17 protein-coding genes are annotated in these 17,048 nt (G+C 62.7%); 5 read left to right on the top strand and 12 right to left on the bottom strand.

The genetic code is table 11. The features are described 5' to 3' along the window. Positions 1-72 precede the first annotated feature (72 nt). Genes OOJ09_RS26425 through OOJ09_RS26440 form a run of 4 tightly spaced genes read right to left on the bottom strand, consistent with a single transcriptional unit; the run spans position 73 to position 4,156 of the window. On the bottom strand, positions 73-1,023 hold the full coding sequence (locus tag OOJ09_RS26425; RefSeq protein WP_269908011.1) for a glycosyltransferase family 2 protein: 951 nt from the start codon (positions 1,021-1,023) through the stop codon (positions 73-75). Continuing rightward, entirely contained in the window at positions 1,013-1,963 is a 951-nt protein-coding gene (locus OOJ09_RS26430; protein WP_269908012.1) for a glycosyltransferase, read from the bottom strand. The genes OOJ09_RS26425 and OOJ09_RS26430 overlap by 11 nt, the downstream gene beginning before the upstream one ends. Then, positions 1,963-2,958, bottom strand: a complete 996-nt coding sequence (locus OOJ09_RS26435) for a glycosyltransferase family 2 protein (RefSeq protein WP_269908013.1) — start codon at positions 2,956-2,958, stop codon at positions 1,963-1,965. The genes OOJ09_RS26430 and OOJ09_RS26435 overlap by 1 nt, the downstream gene beginning before the upstream one ends. A 25-nt stretch (positions 2,959-2,983) precedes the next feature. After that, positions 2,984-4,156, bottom strand: a complete 1,173-nt coding sequence (locus OOJ09_RS26440; RefSeq protein WP_269908014.1) for a glycosyltransferase — start codon at positions 4,154-4,156, stop codon at positions 2,984-2,986. Between the two features lie 184 nt (positions 4,157-4,340). Between OOJ09_RS26440 and OOJ09_RS26445 the strand changes: the two genes are divergently transcribed. Together OOJ09_RS26445 and OOJ09_RS26450 are read left to right on the top strand one after the other, a co-directional pair. After that, complete coding sequence (locus OOJ09_RS26445) at positions 4,341-5,837, top strand: lipopolysaccharide biosynthesis protein (RefSeq protein ID WP_269908015.1); 1,497 nt, start codon at positions 4,341-4,343, stop codon at positions 5,835-5,837. Between the two features lie 52 nt (positions 5,838-5,889). After that, the gene (locus OOJ09_RS26450) at positions 5,890-6,912 is read left to right on the top strand and encodes a phosphoribosyltransferase family protein (protein ID WP_269908016.1); all 1,023 of its coding nucleotides are present in this window, start codon (positions 5,890-5,892) and stop codon (positions 6,910-6,912) included. 18 nt (positions 6,913-6,930) lie between these two features. Here OOJ09_RS26450 and OOJ09_RS26455 read toward each other — a convergent pair whose 3' ends face one another. The 8 genes from OOJ09_RS26455 to OOJ09_RS26490 form a co-directional block, all read right to left on the bottom strand. After that, on the bottom strand, positions 6,931-8,010 hold the full coding sequence (locus OOJ09_RS26455) for a glycosyltransferase (protein ID WP_269908017.1): 1,080 nt from the start codon (positions 8,008-8,010) through the stop codon (positions 6,931-6,933). Positions 8,011-8,085: 75 nt separating this feature from the next. Further along, positions 8,086-8,535 (bottom strand): hypothetical protein, encoded by a 450-nt coding sequence (locus tag OOJ09_RS26460; protein WP_269908018.1) that lies wholly within the window; start codon positions 8,533-8,535, stop codon positions 8,086-8,088. 14 nt (positions 8,536-8,549) lie between these two features. After that, entirely contained in the window at positions 8,550-9,992 is a 1,443-nt protein-coding gene (locus OOJ09_RS26465) for a GMC oxidoreductase (RefSeq protein ID WP_269908019.1), read from the bottom strand. A gap of 67 nt (positions 9,993-10,059) precedes the next feature. Beyond that, positions 10,060-11,391: a UDP-glucose dehydrogenase family protein gene (locus tag OOJ09_RS26470; protein ID WP_269908020.1), complete on the bottom strand. Its 1,332-nt coding sequence runs from the start codon at positions 11,389-11,391 to the stop codon at positions 10,060-10,062. A gap of 67 nt (positions 11,392-11,458) precedes the next feature. Beyond that, entirely contained in the window at positions 11,459-12,322 is an 864-nt protein-coding gene (locus tag OOJ09_RS26475) for a family 16 glycosylhydrolase (RefSeq protein WP_269908021.1), read from the bottom strand. Positions 12,323-12,475: 153 nt separating this feature from the next. Then, positions 12,476-12,877 carry a hypothetical protein gene (locus OOJ09_RS26480; protein ID WP_269908022.1) on the bottom strand — a complete coding sequence of 134 codons (402 nt, stop codon included), beginning with the start codon at positions 12,875-12,877 and terminating at the stop codon, positions 12,476-12,478. A gap of 283 nt (positions 12,878-13,160) precedes the next feature. After that, the gene (locus OOJ09_RS26485) at positions 13,161-14,183 is read right to left on the bottom strand and encodes a glycosyltransferase family 2 protein (protein ID WP_269908023.1); all 1,023 of its coding nucleotides are present in this window, start codon (positions 14,181-14,183) and stop codon (positions 13,161-13,163) included. A gap of 73 nt (positions 14,184-14,256) precedes the next feature. Beyond that, positions 14,257-15,387, bottom strand: coding sequence for a nucleotidyltransferase family protein (locus OOJ09_RS26490; protein ID WP_269908024.1), 1,131 nt, complete (start codon positions 15,385-15,387; stop codon positions 14,257-14,259). A gap of 531 nt (positions 15,388-15,918) precedes the next feature. On the opposite strand from OOJ09_RS26490, the gene OOJ09_RS26495 reads away from it, so the two are divergent. From OOJ09_RS26495 to OOJ09_RS26505, 3 genes are all read left to right on the top strand, one after another. Then, a complete protein-coding gene (locus tag OOJ09_RS26495) occupies positions 15,919-16,071 on the top strand; it encodes a lasso peptide (protein WP_010913078.1) in 153 nt (50 codons plus the stop codon). Positions 16,072-16,205: 134 nt separating this feature from the next. Further along, positions 16,206-16,520 carry a PqqD family protein gene (locus OOJ09_RS26500; RefSeq protein WP_269908025.1) on the top strand — a complete coding sequence of 105 codons (315 nt, stop codon included), beginning with the start codon at positions 16,206-16,208 and terminating at the stop codon, positions 16,518-16,520. A 118-nt stretch (positions 16,521-16,638) separates the two neighbouring features. After that, positions 16,639-17,016, top strand: a complete 378-nt coding sequence (locus tag OOJ09_RS26505) for a lasso peptide biosynthesis B2 protein (protein ID WP_269908026.1) — start codon at positions 16,639-16,641, stop codon at positions 17,014-17,016. Positions 17,017-17,048 lie beyond the last annotated feature (32 nt).

Raw genomic sequence — 17,048 nt, forward strand, 5'->3', positions numbered from 1 at the left:
CAAATTCCTTCTGAGGAGATCGACTTCAGTCCATTCACAGGCCACGAAAAATCCCTCCATGTGCCTGCATCTTCACCTCCCCGCCCCCACGGCAAACTGTGCCGCTACTCTTCGCAACCGCACGGCGATCGGCATGCCCATATGCCTGACCGCCGCCGGGTCGCTGAGCGCCGTCCGGATCGCCTTGAGCGGGGACCGCGCCTTGATGTGCTGAACCATTGACAGGAACGATGCGGCCTTGCGCAGGCTGCGGCCGCGCCGGGCGAACGCGGCCAGCGCGGCTGGATCCATGGAATGGGTCTGTGCGAACACGGCATCGGCCTTGCGCATCGCCTCGACGTGATGAAGCTCGAGCACGCGCGAGATGGAGCCGCTGCGGATATGGTAGGCATAGCCGATCGTCGGCTCGACCACGCATTTGCCACCGTTGGCCAAGGCGTCGGCAAGCAGGATGTAGTCTTCGCCGATGATCAGTTCTTCATCATAGCGAAGTCCGTTTTCATCCAGGAACCGGCGCTGGAAGATCGGCTTGAGATAACCGAGATTGAACTTCGATTCGAAAACGATGTTGCCGGCGATGTAGCTGGCCAGCGAGATTTCACTCAAACTCTCCAGATAGCGCGTCGGAAACATAGCGTCTTCAACGACACCGTCCTCGCGAATGACCTGGAGGTTGTCGACGGCGATCTGGGCATCCGCCCTTTCGGCGCGGGCGATCATGGTGGCGATACGGTCCGGAAAGACCGCATCGTCGGAATCGAGAACCGCGATCCATCTGCCACGGGCGAGGTCGAGGCCGGCATTCCTGGCGCCGCCGGGACCGCGATTGCTGGCCAGGGCGACGACACGAACGATATCCCGCGGATAGGCCCTTGCCACATCGAGCGTCGCGTCGCGCGACTTGTCGTCGACGACGATGATCTCGACGCTGACGTTTTTCTGGGCAATGGCGCTGGCGATCGCCCGGTCGAGGGTTGCCTCGGCGTTGTAGGCGGCGATGACAAAGGAGACGTCAGGCTGCACGCTTGCCTCCTTCCTTTGGCGAAGGCTGGCCGTAGAGGCGGATTTCACGGATGCCGACGAGGCCGCTGACGACGCCGACATGCATGATGCCGCGCAGCACGCTGCGGTTCCTGCGAACCGGGCTGACGACAACCGGGATAGCCGAGGCGAAGCAATATATGGCCTTTGCCGACGCCAGGCCGACCTGCTTGACCAGGCCGATGCCGCTGGCTTTACCTCCCAGAAGGTGGCCATGCGTCTGGCCGACGCGGAAGCGACGGCGGCCGAGCCAGTCGAACGCGGCCCTGGCGCGCGGCACCACCTCATCCACCCAGGCCTCGGGCGAAAAGGCGATCCGGCCGCCGGCCTTGTGCATCTGGTCAAAGAACTCGGTATCCTCGCCGCCGGTCTGACCACGCGCCAGGCTGAAGCGGCGGCCACGCAGGCTGTCGGCGCCGGCCCGCAGCAGCACATTGCAGGTGTAGCCGGTGTGGATCTCGCCGCGCACCCAGACGGGCAAGGTTGAATGGAAGTCGCCGCGCCGCATCCAGTCCGGCGCATCCGGGCGATAGCGCGCCCGCACCGGACCGAGCACGGCGGCCGCACCGCTCGATTCGGCCGTCGCGACCAGCTCGGCGAGCCAGCGCGACGAAGCCGTCTCGTCGTCGTCGATGAAAGCAACGAAATCCGCCGTGCTGGCGTCGAGGCAAGCGTTGCGGGCGATCGAAATGTTGCGCGCCGGGGCATGGCGATAGTGGATCGGCAGCGTCAGTTCCCGCGACAGCGCCGTAACCAGGTCACGGGCGCTTGGCGTGTCGTCGTTGTCGGCGATGATAACGCTGACATCGAATCCTGAAGGCATGTCCATGGCAGCCAGCGAGCGCAGCGTTTCGGCCAGCTCCGGTCGCCGGAACGTGCAGACACCGATGTCGATGCTGCGGTTGTTGACAGGCACCGCCATCACGCCACCCCGCGCCGCGCGCCGAGGCCGAGAAGCTGCAGCCAGAAGCCGACGGACCAGCCAAGATGCATGACCATTGCCGAGACGCCGGCAAGCGCGATATCGGCATTGCGCTGGCGAATGGCCGTCCACAAGCCATAACCCAGGCACACCGACGCCCACAGCAGAAGCGGCACCGCCGCCAGCCAGTGCACGAAAGAGAACGCCGCCAGCAGGACGACCGGAAACACCAGCAGCGGCACCATCTGCCGGACCTTCGGGATCACCCGGTGCTTCAGCACATTCTTGGCGCGACCGCGGCCATAGCCGAGATACTGGAAATAAAGCCCGCTCAACGAGGCGCGTGGATAGTAGACCATCTGCGTTTTGCCGCTCATCCAGATCTTGTAGCCGGCCTGTCGCAGCCGATAGTCGAGCTCGGCGTCCTCGTTGTGGCTGAACGTCTCGTCATAACCGCCCACGGCCCCGAACGCCGATATCCGCATCAACGCGTGATGGCCGTGATCGATCCACTCTCCCGCGGAAAGGTGCCGGTGCTTGGAGCCGCCGGTGCCGAGCCTGGAGTTCTGTGCCGCGGCGGCCGCTTTCTGCACGGCGCCGCTGCCACTGGTCAGCATCGAAACAACGACCGAATCGGCACCGGTGGCCTGCGCTTCCTCGACCAGGCGGTCGCAATAATCGTCGGGATAGCCGCCATGCGCGTCGATGCGGATGAGATAGTCCGTGCCTTCGCCGAATGTGCCGACGGCGAGGTTGATCGCCGCGCTCTGTATGCGCCGCTTGTTGTGAAGCAGGATAACGCGCGAATCCTTCGCAATGACATCCTCGACGATGGCCAGCGTGCCATCGGTGCTGCCGCCGTCGGCGACGATGATCCTGGCGCCAAGCCTTGCGGCCGAAGGGCGCAATTGATCGAGCAGCGCACCGATGTGGGCGGCTTCGTTCAGGCACGGAACAACGATCAGGCTGGATGATGGCTTTCCAGTTTGCGTCATCAACCCACGTCCATCTCTGGCCATCCTATGCCAACGCTTCTGCTGCGAAGGAACCGGGCACGGTGGTCAGGCTGCGCAACCGCTCGACGAGCGCCCGACAATCACTGCGATCATAACTCCACGTCCTCGGGTTGCGGGCAAGGACACGCGCCTTCAGTTTGCCGAAGCGGTACTCCTCCATCTTGCCGAGCGCGGCCTCGAGACCCTCGGGCGTGGCCTGGGAGAGCAGGACGCCGATATCCTGCTGGTTGAGGAAACGCCCGGTTTCGGTGTTGCCCATCGAGATCGGCACCGCGCCGAAGCGGCAACCCTCATAGAGCCGGTTGGGCAGCAGCCATTCGGAGTTCTGCCCTGCTTCGAAGAAATCGATCGCCCAGGAAAAATGGACTTCCCTGTAGATCGCCGCCATGTCTTCTGGATTGCGATAGGGCCCGCGAAACGACAGCCACGGCTCGGATTCGACAAAGCCATGGAAATCCGGAAACTCGGACAGCGCCGGACGGCCGCGCAGCACGATTTCGAAGCGCCCATTCATCCGGCGGGAGAAATCGGCAAGGAGTTCGAGCGAGCGGCGGCAGCGCAGGGCGCCGAACCAGCCGATACGCCATGGCGGGCCGGCCGGGCCGTGCGCCGGCTCGGAGTCGCCGGGCAAAATCGCCGCGGCCTCGAAATATTTGTTCTCGACCAGCTCGATCGGTGCCGCGACCTGGCCGAACGGCTTGAAGTAATTGGCGATGAAGGCGGGCGAGCTGGTCACCAGCAGCTTCACGTCCCTGGCCAGAAAACGTTCGGTGGCGCGCAGCGCCTTGCCGAGAAGATCGTTGCGAAGCACCAAGCGATGAATGTCGAGGCATTCGTAGACGATCGGAACCGGCGCACCGAATGCCGACTTCGCACGCCGCGCCAGCGCCAGCATTTCCAGATTGCGCGCGATGATAAGATCGGGCCTCGGCATGCCGCCAAGCCTCGAGCCGATCGAAACCGCCGCCTTGGCGACCGCAGCGAGGCGCTGGCCGAACCGGCCGTCACGCGTCGCGCCAAGGTCGATCGGCCGCAATCCCTCGATATCCGCGATCGGGTTCGCAGTGCGACGGAAACCGGCCAGCGTGACCCGGGCACCGCCTGCCCTGAGCATCGTGATCCGCCGGCGCACGGCCGGGTCGGAAACGTCGTGCACAAGGTACAAGACATGCAGCATGAAAACTCGACCGCTGTTGGCCCACCCACGGGAATGCTAGTACAGCTCTTGCTGCATCGCAACATTTTTGCTGCGACGATCCACGTTTTCTGTTGCACTGCAAAATTAATGCCCTAGTTTGTCCTTGGCGGCGGTTGTGGATTTTCAGGGTCGGAAATCCGCGCAAAGATCAGGAATCCTGAATTTGGAAGCCAATGCATTCGATCCGCCAGAAGGCTCGCTCCGCAAATCGGTCGGGCGCGGCGCCGTTGTCACGGCCATGGCGCAGTCTGTGCGGGTCGCGACACAGATCCTATCGGTCATCGTGCTGTCGCGGCTCTTGTCGCCGCAGGATTTCGGCGTCGTGGCGATGTGCGCGCCAGTGCTGGCCTTCATCGCGCTGTTCCAGGATTTCGGCCTGACCCAGGCAACGATCCAGAAAAACGGCATCAGGCATGAGGAGGTAAACTACCTCTTCTGGATCAATGTCGCCGTCAGCGCGATCCTGGCCTGCGTGCTCGCGGGCGCCGCTCCGCTGGTCGCCGCCTTCTACGGCGAGCCGCGCGTGGCCGGCCTCGTGGCCGCGTTCGGGCTGCAGATCATGGCCTATGGGCTTGGCGCCCAGCATCTGGCGCTTTTGACGCGCCGCATGCAGTTCGGCCGTCTCGCGATCATCGATGTCGCCAGCGCTGTGGCCGGTCTCGCCGTGTCGATCGCCTGGACCTTCATCGACCGCTCCTACTGGGCGCTGTTTGCCGGCACGCTGACCGGCGCGGTGCTGCCGACGCTCTGCTACTGGGCAAGTTCGCGCTGGCGTCCGAGCCTGCCGCGCAAGGTCGCCGGAATCAGCGAGCTGATCAATTTCGGCGCCGGGATCACAGGCTTCAATTTCGCCAATTTCTTTGCCCGAAATCTCGACAATGTGCTGATCGGAAAATACTGGGGCGAGGCCCAGCTCGGCCTCTATGACCGCGCCTACAAGCTGCTGCTGTTTCCGCTGAGCCAGATCACCAATCCATTGTCGAAGGTGATGGTGCCGGCGCTCTCCAGGCTGAAGGACGAGCCGGACCGCTACCGTAGCGCCTATCTGCGCGTCATGCCGCTGATCCTGCTGGTGGCGCTTCCCGGTGTCGCCTTCGCCACCGCGATGTCGGACGTGCTGATCCCGTTCGTGCTCGGCGAGCAATGGCGCGAAAGCGCCTCGATCTTCCTGGCACTTGGCTTTGCCGGGCTGCTGCAGCCGCTCAACAACCCGGCGGGATGGCTTTTCGTCAGCCAGGGCCGCTCCGGCGACTTCATGCGCTGGGGCATCGTAACGACCGTGACCTCGGTACTCGCCTTCATGCTCGGCCTGCCTTATGGCGCGCTGGGCGTGGCGATCGCCTATGCGATCAGCGAGTATCTGCGGACGCCTTTCCTGTGGCTCTATATCGGCAAGAGCGGTCCGCTGCAGGCCCACCATGTGCTGCGCGCCGCAACGCCTTTCGTGCTTGGCGCCCATCTCGCACTGGCCGGCATCTGGTTCATCAAGCCGCTGTTGCCGCAGCAGCATGTCGTTGCCTTGGCCAGCGGCGCCGTCCTCGCCTACCTCATCACCATCGTCATCGCGCTGGCATTCGCTTCCGGCCGCGAAGCCCTGCGCGAGGCGCTAAAAATGCTGCCCGCAAGACCGCCCGCGGCGACGCCTCGCGAGGCGCAATAATTTGGACGCCTTCGACAGCTACGGACATCCACTCCAGTTCCAGGTCTGATTCATGCACTATCGATCAATATCCGACATGAACGACGCGATCGTCAGGAACCTTCACCGGCTGCCCCGCGACATCGACCTTGTCGTCGGCGTTCCCCGAAGCGGCATACTGGCGGCGACGCTGGTGAGCCTGACGGCCAACATTCCGATGACCGACCTGGATAGCTTCCTGACCGGACGGATCTACACCTCGGGCGTCACCAAGCGTCGCGCCGCGCTCGATCGCAAGGCCTCCGAAATGCGCAAGGTGCTGGTGATCGACGACAGCGTCGCCGGTGGCAATGCCATGCGCGACGCGCGCGCCCGCATCGCGGCGGCCGGTATCGAGGCGGACTTCGCCTTTGCCGCGGTGTTCGGCCTGCAGCCTGAACACCAGGAGACCGACTTCGTCTTCGAGGTCGTGCCGCATCCACGCATGTTCCAGTGGAACTTCATGCATCACAAATTCCTGGCGCAGTGCTGCGTCGACATAGACGGCGTGCTGTGCCTGGATCCGACCGAGGCCGAAAACGACGATGGACCGGTCTACGAGAAGTTCCTCAGCGAGGCGCGGCCTCTGCATGCGCCGACCCACAAGATCGGCTGGCTGGTCACCAGCCGGCTGGAGAAATACCGCGCGCTCACCGAGGCTTGGCTCGCCAGGCACGAGATCAAATACGACCAGTTGATCATGCTCGATCTGCCGAGCAAGGCGGAACGGCAGCGGCTTGGCGCGCATGGCAGTTTCAAGGCCGATTTCTACCGCAAATCCAATGCCGTCCTGTTCATCGAGAGCGAGCACGAGCAGGCGCTGAAGATCACCGAACTGTCCGGCAAGCCGGTGCTGTGCGTCGAAACGCATATGGTCAGCTTTCCCGACGCGCTGTCGCTGCCGGCACTTGGCCAGGCGGCCCGCAACCTGCCGGCAAGGCTGAGGCAGATCAAGTCGCAGGAAGGGCGCAAGGCGGCCGCCAAGACCATCGCCCGCGCGCTGCTTGGCGCGCGCGGCTACGAGACGCTGAAGAACCGGGTCAAGCGCCCGGCCTGACCCGGACTGCCAGCATCCTTACGCCGCTTGCCGCGCGCGCTGCTGTACCGCCCTGTCGAGTATCGAAAAGAAGGTGGCGAACTGGCGATCCGGATCCAGTTCGGGCCGCGCCGCGAAGCCGCGCGCGAGACCCGAGAGCCGGTCATATTCCTGGTTGTCGTTCCACAGCCGCCTGACGGCCGCGACCCAGTCGGCAAGCGGAGCATCGTAATCCAGCACCACGCCGCCGGGGCCGATCGCCTCGGGCAGACCGCCACGCCGCGAGCCGACGACCGGGATTCCACTGCAATGGGCCTCCGACGCGACGCGGCCCCAGGCCTCTTCCCATTTGCTGGGGGCAAGCAGGATCCTGGTGCGGCCATAGACCGTCTTCATGTCGCTGGTGCGGCTCTCGAGCGTGACATTGCCGAGCGGCGTGATCGTCTCCTCGATGCGTGCCCGATGATCGTCCTCCAGCTTCCAGCTTTCGACGAGCAGGAACGGGATTTCGGGGCACGCGCCGGCAACACGCACCGCAAGCTCGAAGCCTTTTTCCTCGTAGGGGTTGATCAAAGTGACAAACTGGCCCGTCGTCGGGGTGCTGTAATGCGCCGGATTGATGGTGGGCGGGATCACCGCCGCCTCGATGCCGAACTCTTTCCTGTAGGTGCGCGCGGTGAATTCCGAATTGGCGATGTAGAGCGCCGAACGCAATTCCCGCAGATCGCCACCCAGTTCATGGAACTCGACATTGCGGAGATAGACGACCAGCGGCACGCCCTCGGCCTGCAGCGCCTTGCCGATCGGAACCGACTTGTGACACTGGACCACGGCCACATCCGGCTTCTGCCTGTCGACGGCAAAGGCCGCCGCCTCCCAGGGAAACCACGCGCGGATCACGGGATAGCCGGGGTGGCTGTCGACGACCGCTGGTTGCCGCAGCAGCTTCATCTTGGCGCGTGCCTTGAGGCCGAACATGCCGTCGCCGAACAGGGCGGCGAGCACCGACGCCTCATGGCCATGCTCGATCAGCTGCTCAGCCAGATGATGGGTGCTGGACTGGACGCCGCCGCCGAACTCCGGCGGGTAGCCATTGCCGCTGGCAAAAAGAACTTTCATGGGACCGGCTCCTTGTCGCATTCTCGTATTCTTCGTTCAGAGGCAACAGGCGAAATCCGCTGCCTGGTTTCGACGTCAGGCAAGCTTCGGCGGCTCCAGATTGGCGAAGGGATTGGTACAGGATTGCCAGCCGGTAAACCGGATCGGGTCGTTAGGCGAACTGCGCCATGCGTAGTCCGTCAGCATATGGAATTCGGCGATGACCCAACGGTCGAAACGCACCAGATCTTCCCGCTTCTGCTGGGGCAGCAGGCGGCGTGCGGCGCCCAATTTGAGCTCCTCCACCAGAGTGACCGCGTCGCTCAGCTTCTCGCTCGGAAATATCCACGGATTCCTGTCGCGGAACGCCAGCACGAACTGCTGCAGATGCTCGATGCGCATGTTCAGTTTGCCGAGATATTTTTCAAGCGTGACGCGAACCAGGTCCTCGTCTGAAAACGAGGAGACCGCGGCATAGGCGATGCCCGTCGACATCACCCCGCCCGCCACGATGGCCAGAGCCGAGCGTCGCGAGATTTTGGTCATCGGATACCCTCCTCTCACGCCATGCGGTTCGCCGCCCGCAAGGACAGCGCTGCCGCGGTCAGGCTCGGGTTGGCGCAGGAGCAGCTTGGATAGGTGCTGGTGCCGACGACAACCAGGTTTCTGAGCCGGTGATGGACCATGCCGCTGTCGATCACCGAATCGGCAGGTCCGGTGCCCATTCTCAGCGTGCCCTGGACATGCGATTCGGTCGGCCGGATGCCGCGGTCGAAGAGCCTTTCGACCGGCAGCGGGGCGAGCAGCCCAGGCAATTTCTCCAGCGCCCGGGCCATGCCTTTGACCGCGTAGTCCGATGGCGCCTTGAAGCTTACGAAGGCATTGTCATCCTCATCGAGCGTGACGAAGTTTTCGTGATCGAGCAGGTTTTCGGTGACCACGACAAGCGGCAGTGTCTGGCGCAGCCGCCCCTCTTCGGCACGCATTCCGTGCTGCCAGCGGTTCTCGAAATAGACGAGTGCGGCCGCATGCTCCGATCGGTGCGGACCGTCATAGAGGCCGAAATTCAGCCCCGTTGTGATGGTGCTGCCGTCGAAATTGTCGACACCGTCGAGATAGACCTCGAAATTCCAGCCGTAGGATTCGTGCAGGCCGCGCCCGACGAATTCGTCGCCCAGACCGGATCGCAGCATGATGGCCGCGCTCTGGATGGCATTGGCGCCGAGAAGGAAGAGGTCGCCGCTGACCTGGTATTCCTTGCCGCCATGAACGAAAGTGACCGAACGGACCGTTCCGCCGACATGATCGAGCCGCCGCACTTCGGCACCGAGGCAGACCGAAACGTCCGGATGCTCAAAGACATGCATCAGTCCGTTGTTGACCGTGAATTTCGCGTCGACCGGGCACAGCCAGCAGCGCAGGTTGGCACAGCACGAAGTGCGCTGCGCGGTCGGCACCCGCGCCCGTGCCGTCGGCATGACGAAATGCTGGCCGGGTTGTGCCGCCTTCATCATCCGGTCCGGTGTCGACATGCGATGTGGCGGTTGCGGAAACGGCCGTGAACGCGGCAGCATCGCCGCCATGTCGGGATCGCCTGAAATCGACATGATGTCTTCGGCGTCGCAGTAGAACGGCTCGACATCGTCATAGCTGATAGGCCAGTCGTTGCCGATGCCGTAGGTGGTCTTCAGCCTGAAGTCATTGGGATGGAACCTTGGCGTCTGCGCGAACCAGCAGTTCGTTCCGCCACCCAGTCCGATCGTGTAGTTCCAGGGCTTGTCGGAATTGGTCTTGTAGGTCGTTTCGTCATCGATATCGGTGTTGGCGTTCTGGTCGAGCTGCCATTCATGGGTGTTGTGACGGCCCCACTCCAGAACCAGAATGCGTGCCTTTCGCCGCTTGGCGAACTCGTGCAGGAAAAAGGCCGAGCCGAAGCCGGAACCGATCGCGACAAGATCGAAATGATCCCTGGTGATTTGCTCGGGCCTTACGTCCAGCACCATCAGCCAAAAGTCCTTTCCGCGCCGAGCGCGCCTACCAGATTCCGGTTCCGGCTCTCCACGTCCGGCCTCACGCCGCGATTCTGCCGATCGAGTGGTATTCGATGCCGTGGCGAGCGACGACCTTGGGGTCATACAGGTTGCGGCCATCGAAGATGACCGGCGTGGTCAGCGCGTCCTTCAGCGCGTCGAAGGATGGAGCGCGGAAGCTCTTCCATTCGGTGGCGATCAGCAGCGCATCGGCGCCGCGCAGTGCCGCTTCCTTGGTGCCGCACAACAGCAGATCGTCGCGCAGGCCGTAGATGGCCTGGCATTCCTGCATCGCCTCGGGATCATAGGCCTGCACAGTCGCGCCGGCCTTCCAGAGCGCTTCCATCAGCACACGCGCCGGCGCCTCGCGCATGTCGTCGGTGTTGGGCTTGAAGGCCAGACCCCACAGCGCAAAGGTCTTGCCCCTGAGATTGCCCTTGAAATAGCGATTCACCTTGTCGAACAGCACGGATTTCTGGTCGTTGTTGCGCTCCTCGACGGCGCGCAGCAGCTTGGCGTCGAACTTGACGCCCTCGGCGGTCTTGATCAGCGCCCGCACGTCCTTTGGAAAACACGAGCCGCCATAGCCGAGGCCCGGATAGATGAAATGGTAGCCGATGCGCGGATCGCTGCCGATTCCCTTGCGGACCTCCTCGATGTCGGCGCCAAGCTGCTCGGCCAGGTTGGCCATCTCGTTCATGAAGCTGATCTTGGTCGCCAGCATGCAATTGGCGGCGTATTTGGTGAATTCGGCGCTGCGCACGTCCATCACGATCATCTTCTCGTGGTTGCGGTTGAACGGCGCGTAGAGCTCGCGCATCACCGCCTCGGTGCCCTCGCTCGAGGTGCCGACGATGATGCGATCCGGCTTCATGCAATCGGCGACCGCGGAACCCTCCTTGAGGAACTCCGGATTCGAGGCGACGTCGAAGGCGAGGTCCTCGCGACCCCTTTTCTTCAGCGTTTCGGCGATCCTGGCCTTTACCTTTTCGCAGGTGCCGACCGGCACGGTCGACTTGCCGACGACGATCTTGGGCGCGTCCATTTCCCGGCCGATGGTCTCGGCGACCGCCAGCACATATTTGAGATCGGCCGAACCATCCTCGCCGGGCGGCGTGCCGACCGCGATCATCTGGATCTCGCCATGCCTGACCGCAGCGGCGGCATCAGTGGTGAACTTGATGCGACCTGCGGCGTGGTTCTCCTTGACGAGGCTCTCCAGCCCCGGCTCGAAAATCGGCACGAGACCCTGGTTGAGCCGCTCGACCCGGGCTGCGTCGATGTCGACGCACACCACCTGGTGGCCGACTTCGGCAAGCACCGCCGCCTGCACGAGACCGACATAGCCAATTCCAAACACCGTCAAATTCATTCGGTTTCGTTCCCATTCAAGGCGGCGGACCGTTTTCGGTCCGGCCAGTTCAATTCGACTTTCCCAACTACTTTACGCTGCATGCCAGCGATTCCGGAAACTGACAGGGCTCGCCGAGCGCGGTGAAGGCTACGCGCTCGACCTGCAGCGAAAGCTTGCGGCCAGGATCGGCGAACGCACCCATCCAACCCTTCATCGTGTCGCTGCCCCACAGGCTGAAGAAGATCTTCTGCGCATGGGTGGGCAGCTTCGCCGGATCGGTGATCGTGTTGACCAGCTGGCCATTGACGTACCAGCGCAAACTGTCCTTCTGCCAAACGAAAGCGTAGTCGTTGAAGGCATTTTCGGTACCGCCCGCGACGTCGACCAGCTTCTCGTTCTTGCCCTTGCCGTCGATATAGGTGTTGACCTGCACCCTGGAGGTGTCCTTGGTCAGGATCTCGAAGTCGATCTCGTCCCAGGGCTGCTTGTCGGTGGGGCCGATATAGGAAAAGAACGCCGCATTGAGACCGGAACCGGTGTCGGTCTTTATCCGCGCCTCATAGGTGCCGTAGCCGAAGCGCTGCTTGGTCTGGATCTCGCCGCAGACGAAGTCGCGGTCCTTCAGCTTCTGCTTTTCAAAGCCGAGCGACAGCACGCCGTCGGAAAGCTGAACCATGCCCTTCGACCAGGTGCAATTCTGATGGCTGCCGTTGTTCCAGCCGTCGGAAACATACCAGCGCGCACGATCGAAGCTTTTGAAATCGTCGACGAATGATGGCGACGTCGGTATGTCCTGGGCATGGGAAGAGGTCGTCGACAGGCTGCCGAGAGCGGCGAGCAGAAACGCGCTGATCGACCTCAGCCGCCTGAAGCCGGCTTGCCTGGCCTGAGGCGTGAACGGCGTCCCGCCGGTTGCGATGGTGGACGTAGCTTTCGGACCCGAATTCATACCAAACTCACCTTTGTGCTGTGCTTCCCCCAACCCAAAGTCGACATTCGAACCGCTCCTGAACGGGCCAACCCTGACCTCCTGCGTGACCCTCCCGAATTGCTTTTCCTGCCTCGCATCAAATCTGTTGCAACAGTTCCCGAGCCTTCACTCTTACGCCCTGCCGGCGCCTGCCGGCTTGGCGAATTCGGCCGGGGTGGCCGAATCGGACGCGCCATCCTCGTGGAAGACCACGTCCAGCGAATGACGGAGGTCCTTCATCATGCCGTTCTGGCGCGACAGCGCCGCGATGCGGCGCTCGCAGTTCAGGATCGACTCCGTCAGCGCGCTGACCTCGGATGACCGACGGTCGGAGGCGGAGCCGTTTTCCATCGCCTCGACCAGGAAGGCAGCGTTGGTCGCCTTTGTCCGATAGCGATTCTCAAGTCCGGCTCTCTCGGCCTCGATCTCGGCCGCGATCTGCTCGAAAAGCCTTGCCAGACGATCGAGCCGCGAACCGTCGGTTTGCCGGTCGCGGGCCGGATCCCTTGATCTGAAGCCGAATATCGAGGCCATGAGTTCAGGTTCCTGTCATCGCCGGCTTCCAGGCCGGGTTTCTGGCCGATCCCCGCGACCGGGGCTCAAGAAATTGCATCGTCCTGCTCCTCTGACGGGAGAGACATCAGACCAATCCGATCGGGGGCCAGTTCGGTTGGTCGTCTAATTTGCTGCACCGCAACATAGACTGCCATCCCCGGAGCCATGAGGCAACCACCCAATTCGTAAACTCATAAATCCGTCCGAAATGGTTTGAACGACCAGCCGGCACTGGCGGACGAACCGGACGCGCCGGAGACCCTCAACGCTCCTTGCCGGGGCTGGTTCCGGCCATCAGAAAACGCAATGGCGGCACATGGCTCCGTTTCGAGGCGAAGCCGGCGCGGCGAAACAGCGACTCGAGCTTGTCGGCGGCAACGCCACGAACGATGGGAACGAGGTTGGATTGACTGGCCAGCGCATAGGCCGCGGCCGATGCCAGCCCCCGCTCGGCCTTGACGTCGAGGAAATTGCGCAACCGGTATTTGTCGCGCACGTGCCGCTCGTGCCGCCTCAGCACCGCTTTCGAGCCTTCCGGCAGGCTTTCGATCGCCAGCAACGCCAGGTCCGCATCGGCCAGGCGCTCCAGGTCCTGCGTCTTGTGACGGCCGCTCAACGAATCAGCGCGGACGATGGCGCCATAGCCGCATGAGCGGATGACCTTGAACCGTGCCCCGCGGGCGACGGCGCGCGCGTAGAGTTCATAGTCCTCGCCCAGGCGCAAGCTCTCGTCGTAGCGCAACCCGTGGCGGTCGAGGAAGGCACGGCTGATGACAGGCTTGAGGAAGCCCAGTTCGCCCCTTTGCACCCGTCGCCTGGAGATGTTGCCTTCGACGAAGCGCTCGAAATCGAGGAATTCCGGCTCGGCGGCAAATTGCGGGGCGACGATTTTCGTCACGTCGCCGGTCGCATCGTCCCGGATGAGCATGATGTTATCCGCCGCGAAATCCCAGTCGGCGCCAGCAAACAGGTTGCGAAACCGGCCTTCGAGGAAAAAGTCGTCGGCGTCGAGAATGCTGATGAACGGCGACCTTGAACCGGCGATCGCCGCGTTGCGGGCGAAGGAAGGACCGCGATTGACATCAAGACGCATCACCGTGAGCCGGCCGCTGCCGTCGTCGGCGGATCGGGCGACTGTCGCGGTGTCGTCGGTGGAAGCATCGTCGACGACGACGACCTCCGCCACTTCCGGTTCGCGCAACGCGGACGCGATGGCGACGGCGATTGTCGGCGCCGCGTTGCGGGCCGCGATGATCACGCAGACCTGGGGTTTGGTCATCGACATGGATTTGCCTCTCGTACAGGTGATACCGACTTGTTTTCGCCCCGTACCCGCTCGATGCCCGATATGTTTTTCATCACTGACTGCCCGGCCGTTCAAAGATGCGGCGGCTGATGTCGGCGGACGCCGCCCAGCCGGCCTCGGCCAGATAGCGGACTGGCGCACGGCCGCACAATTCCCACAGCACCGTTCGCCGCTGCGGCCACCGCAAGGACGACAGCCACGGCGCGATGACCATGTTGAGCAGGTCCTCGTTGCCGATGCGTGACAGGATTCGTGTGGCACGCTCCGACAGAAGCGTGCCGGCGCCGCCGAGCAGTACATCTGCGGCGCGCAGGCCAAGCAGCAGCGTGTCGTCCAGCCCCTGCCTGACCGCTGCGTCAAGCACAAGCTGTTGATCCGCCTCGTCGAGGCGGCTGGCGCTGGCGCGAACGTCGCAGACATAACCCGCGCAGGGTTCCCGATTGAACAGCGCCTTGGCGACACTGATGCAGGACAGAAGCAAAGTGTCGGCAGCCGAGGTGAACGGCACCACCGCACCGGCGATCTCGAGCTGTCGCTTGCGCCGCAGAAACCCGTCCGCGTCGCGCGGGCTCGGCGAGCCGGGCTGCTGGAGGCGGTAGTGAAGATCGACCGTGGACGGCCTCGGCCCGACGCCGCGCGTCATATGCTGTTCGCCAAGGAAGCGAACCCACCAGACGGAGCGCGACTTGCCGGCGACCTCGTAGCCGATCGAGCGGAGCGCATCACGCGCCGGGAAAAACCCGGCCGGCGAGACCAGAATGTCGACATCGCCGGAAGGCTTCATGAAATGGTCGTCATAGAGCAGCTGCTGCTGGAACGGGCCTTTGAGGAAGACGAAATCGATCTGCCTGGCGCGCAGCACGTCATGGATCGCCATCGAATCCATGATGCAGGACGCATTCATCGAAACCGTCCTCCTGCGGTAGGTGTCCAACCAGTGAAAAAGCTCGGCCGGTCTTTCACCCGCCGGCGCACGCGACAGGGCCTTGAGGACAAAGGTCGCGACCTTGTTCAACCTGGTAATATCGGCAACATTGGCGACGCCCGGGCCAGGCATCGACATGTCGCCGGCAGTGGCTCCCGCCCCCGCGAAATACAAGCGCAGGCAAGCCTGTACATAGGCAATCTCGTCGGCACAGTCAGCGGCGCGCAATCGTTCGTATGAACCGTCCGGCAAGGCCATTTAGCGCACAGTCTCCTGAAGAAGCAATTTGCTCGCCGCCTATGCTGCAAGTGCGAAGCAAGCATCACCAAAAACCTCGATGCGGTAAAGCCTTTCCTTTTGCAGTGCGGAATTTTACCTTTTTTGCAGCGCGGAGTCCTGCAACCATAGCGTTTGCCTCACGATCTGAAAGGCCGCGAGATCGCGGTTGGGATATCACCCTTGCCAAGGCGTTTCAGCCGACCTTTGCCAGTTGAAACTCCTTTTTTAGCAATGCCTAAATAGAAGGCGCTCGGGCAAATATTTTATGCAAGCAAAATCAAATGCTTAAAGAATCACCATCGACATAGCGCCGACGCACAAGGATTCAGCTTGAAAGATGTCAGGTTTTAGGCATCTCTTACACGTATCGCGACGCCCGCAACCCGTAATTGATTAACGCCTGGTAAATCAGACTTGACTCATAAATGCTGCCATGCAGCTATTGCGCTGCAGCATGAGAAGTGCTGACGGCACTCGACAGGCCGTTTCCAGTCCTTATTGGAGAGTAAAATGGAACAGAATGTTGAAAAGCATGAATACGAAACGCCAAGCCTGACGGTACATGGTTCGATTGAAACCATCACCCAGGGCGGCGGCGGCAGCACGGCGATCGATGCATCGTTCCCCGCGCATACGCCGATCGGCGACCTGACGTTCTCCTGAGCCTATCACAGTTTTCCAGAGTGACGACGTTGGGACTCTGGACGCAAAAAAATAAGAGAGTCGGGGGCTAAAAACCTCCGACTCCCCCTTCATTGCCTGGAACTGTCGAAGCGTAGCGTAAGCGAGGTTTGGGGATGAAACGGAACCCGTCCGACCATGATTTGGCCGACCATGATCTGGTGAGCGCGACCAAGGACGCCGTGGCTTGCGAGTTCGGCGAGGGCCTGGCGCTGCTCAACCTGAAATCCAACATCTATTACAGCCTGAATGGCGTCGGCGCCTTCATCTGGGACCTGATCCAGGAGCCGAAGCCGATCGGGGACATCCGCGGCGCCGTGCTTGCGCGCTACAATGTCGAGCCGGCGCGCTGCAAAGCCGACGTCGACGCATTGCTGAAGGGCCTGGCGGATAACGGGCTTGCGAGGCTGCATCATGAGGAACTTGTCTAGGCAGGTTCCGCAAAAGTGGGCCACGGTTTTGCGACAAGAACCTGCGACAGAAAAACGCCCTAAGCATACGAAGCGTCAGCGAGGTATGCTTGGAGTTCTTTCCCTGAGCGGCTCGGAAATGATCTTCCTCGCCCGCTGCCTGCTGGTGGTCACGGCGGTTCGGCTGGGGCTGACGCTGCTGTCCTACAACCGTGTCCGCAGCCTGGTGACGCGGCTCGAGGCGCGTCAGTGCGCCAGCATGGGCGAACTGCGCCGTGTCGCATGGGGGGTTGCCGCCGCGGCCCGTTTCGTGCCGCGCGCCACTTGCCTGACCCAGGCGCTTTCAGGCCAGTACATTCTCGCCCGCCAGGGCAATGCCTCGAAGATCCGCGTCGGCATCGAACGCGGCACCGGCGAGCAGTTGAAAGCGCATGCCTGGCTGGTCAGCGACAACCATGTCGTCCTCGGCGGATCGATCGACGGTTTCGCCCATCTCGTCGACCACGGCAGCCGATGAGCGGCGTGGCCGGAATCCTGCTGCGACAGGGA

The organism is Mesorhizobium qingshengii (assembly GCF_027563465.1).
GTDB classification, from domain to species: domain Bacteria; phylum Pseudomonadota; class Alphaproteobacteria; order Rhizobiales; family Rhizobiaceae; genus Mesorhizobium; species Mesorhizobium qingshengii_A.

Bases quoted from the DNA above. Each gene is read 5' to 3' on its own strand.
- OOJ09_RS26430 (WP_269908012.1), bottom strand. From the start codon at position 1,963: ATGGCGGTGCCTGTCAACAACCGCAGCATCGACATCGGTGTCTGCACG.
- OOJ09_RS26435 (WP_269908013.1), bottom strand. From the start codon at position 2,958: ATGACGCAAACTGGAAAGCCATCATCCAGCCTGATCGTTGTTCCGTGC.
- OOJ09_RS26440 (WP_269908014.1), bottom strand. From the start codon at position 4,156: ATGCTGCATGTCTTGTACCTTGTGCACGACGTTTCCGACCCGGCCGTG.
- OOJ09_RS26450 (WP_269908016.1), top strand. From the start codon at position 5,890: ATGCACTATCGATCAATATCCGACATGAACGACGCGATCGTCAGGAAC.
- OOJ09_RS26455 (WP_269908017.1), bottom strand. From the start codon at position 8,010: ATGAAAGTTCTTTTTGCCAGCGGCAATGGCTACCCGCCGGAGTTCGGC.
- OOJ09_RS26460 (WP_269908018.1), bottom strand. From the start codon at position 8,535: ATGACCAAAATCTCGCGACGCTCGGCTCTGGCCATCGTGGCGGGCGGG.
- OOJ09_RS26465 (WP_269908019.1), bottom strand. From the start codon at position 9,992: ATGGTGCTGGACGTAAGGCCCGAGCAAATCACCAGGGATCATTTCGAT.
- OOJ09_RS26470 (WP_269908020.1), bottom strand. From the start codon at position 11,391: ATGAATTTGACGGTGTTTGGAATTGGCTATGTCGGTCTCGTGCAGGCG.
- OOJ09_RS26475 (WP_269908021.1), bottom strand. From the start codon at position 12,322: ATGAATTCGGGTCCGAAAGCTACGTCCACCATCGCAACCGGCGGGACG.
- OOJ09_RS26480 (WP_269908022.1), bottom strand. From the start codon at position 12,877: ATGGCCTCGATATTCGGCTTCAGATCAAGGGATCCGGCCCGCGACCGG.
- OOJ09_RS26485 (WP_269908023.1), bottom strand. From the start codon at position 14,183: ATGTCGATGACCAAACCCCAGGTCTGCGTGATCATCGCGGCCCGCAAC.
- OOJ09_RS26490 (WP_269908024.1), bottom strand. From the start codon at position 15,387: ATGGCCTTGCCGGACGGTTCATACGAACGATTGCGCGCCGCTGACTGT.
- OOJ09_RS26495 (WP_010913078.1), top strand. From the start codon at position 15,919: ATGGAACAGAATGTTGAAAAGCATGAATACGAAACGCCAAGCCTGACG.
- OOJ09_RS26500 (WP_269908025.1), top strand. From the start codon at position 16,206: ATGAAACGGAACCCGTCCGACCATGATTTGGCCGACCATGATCTGGTG.
- OOJ09_RS26505 (WP_269908026.1), top strand. From the start codon at position 16,639: ATGATCTTCCTCGCCCGCTGCCTGCTGGTGGTCACGGCGGTTCGGCTG.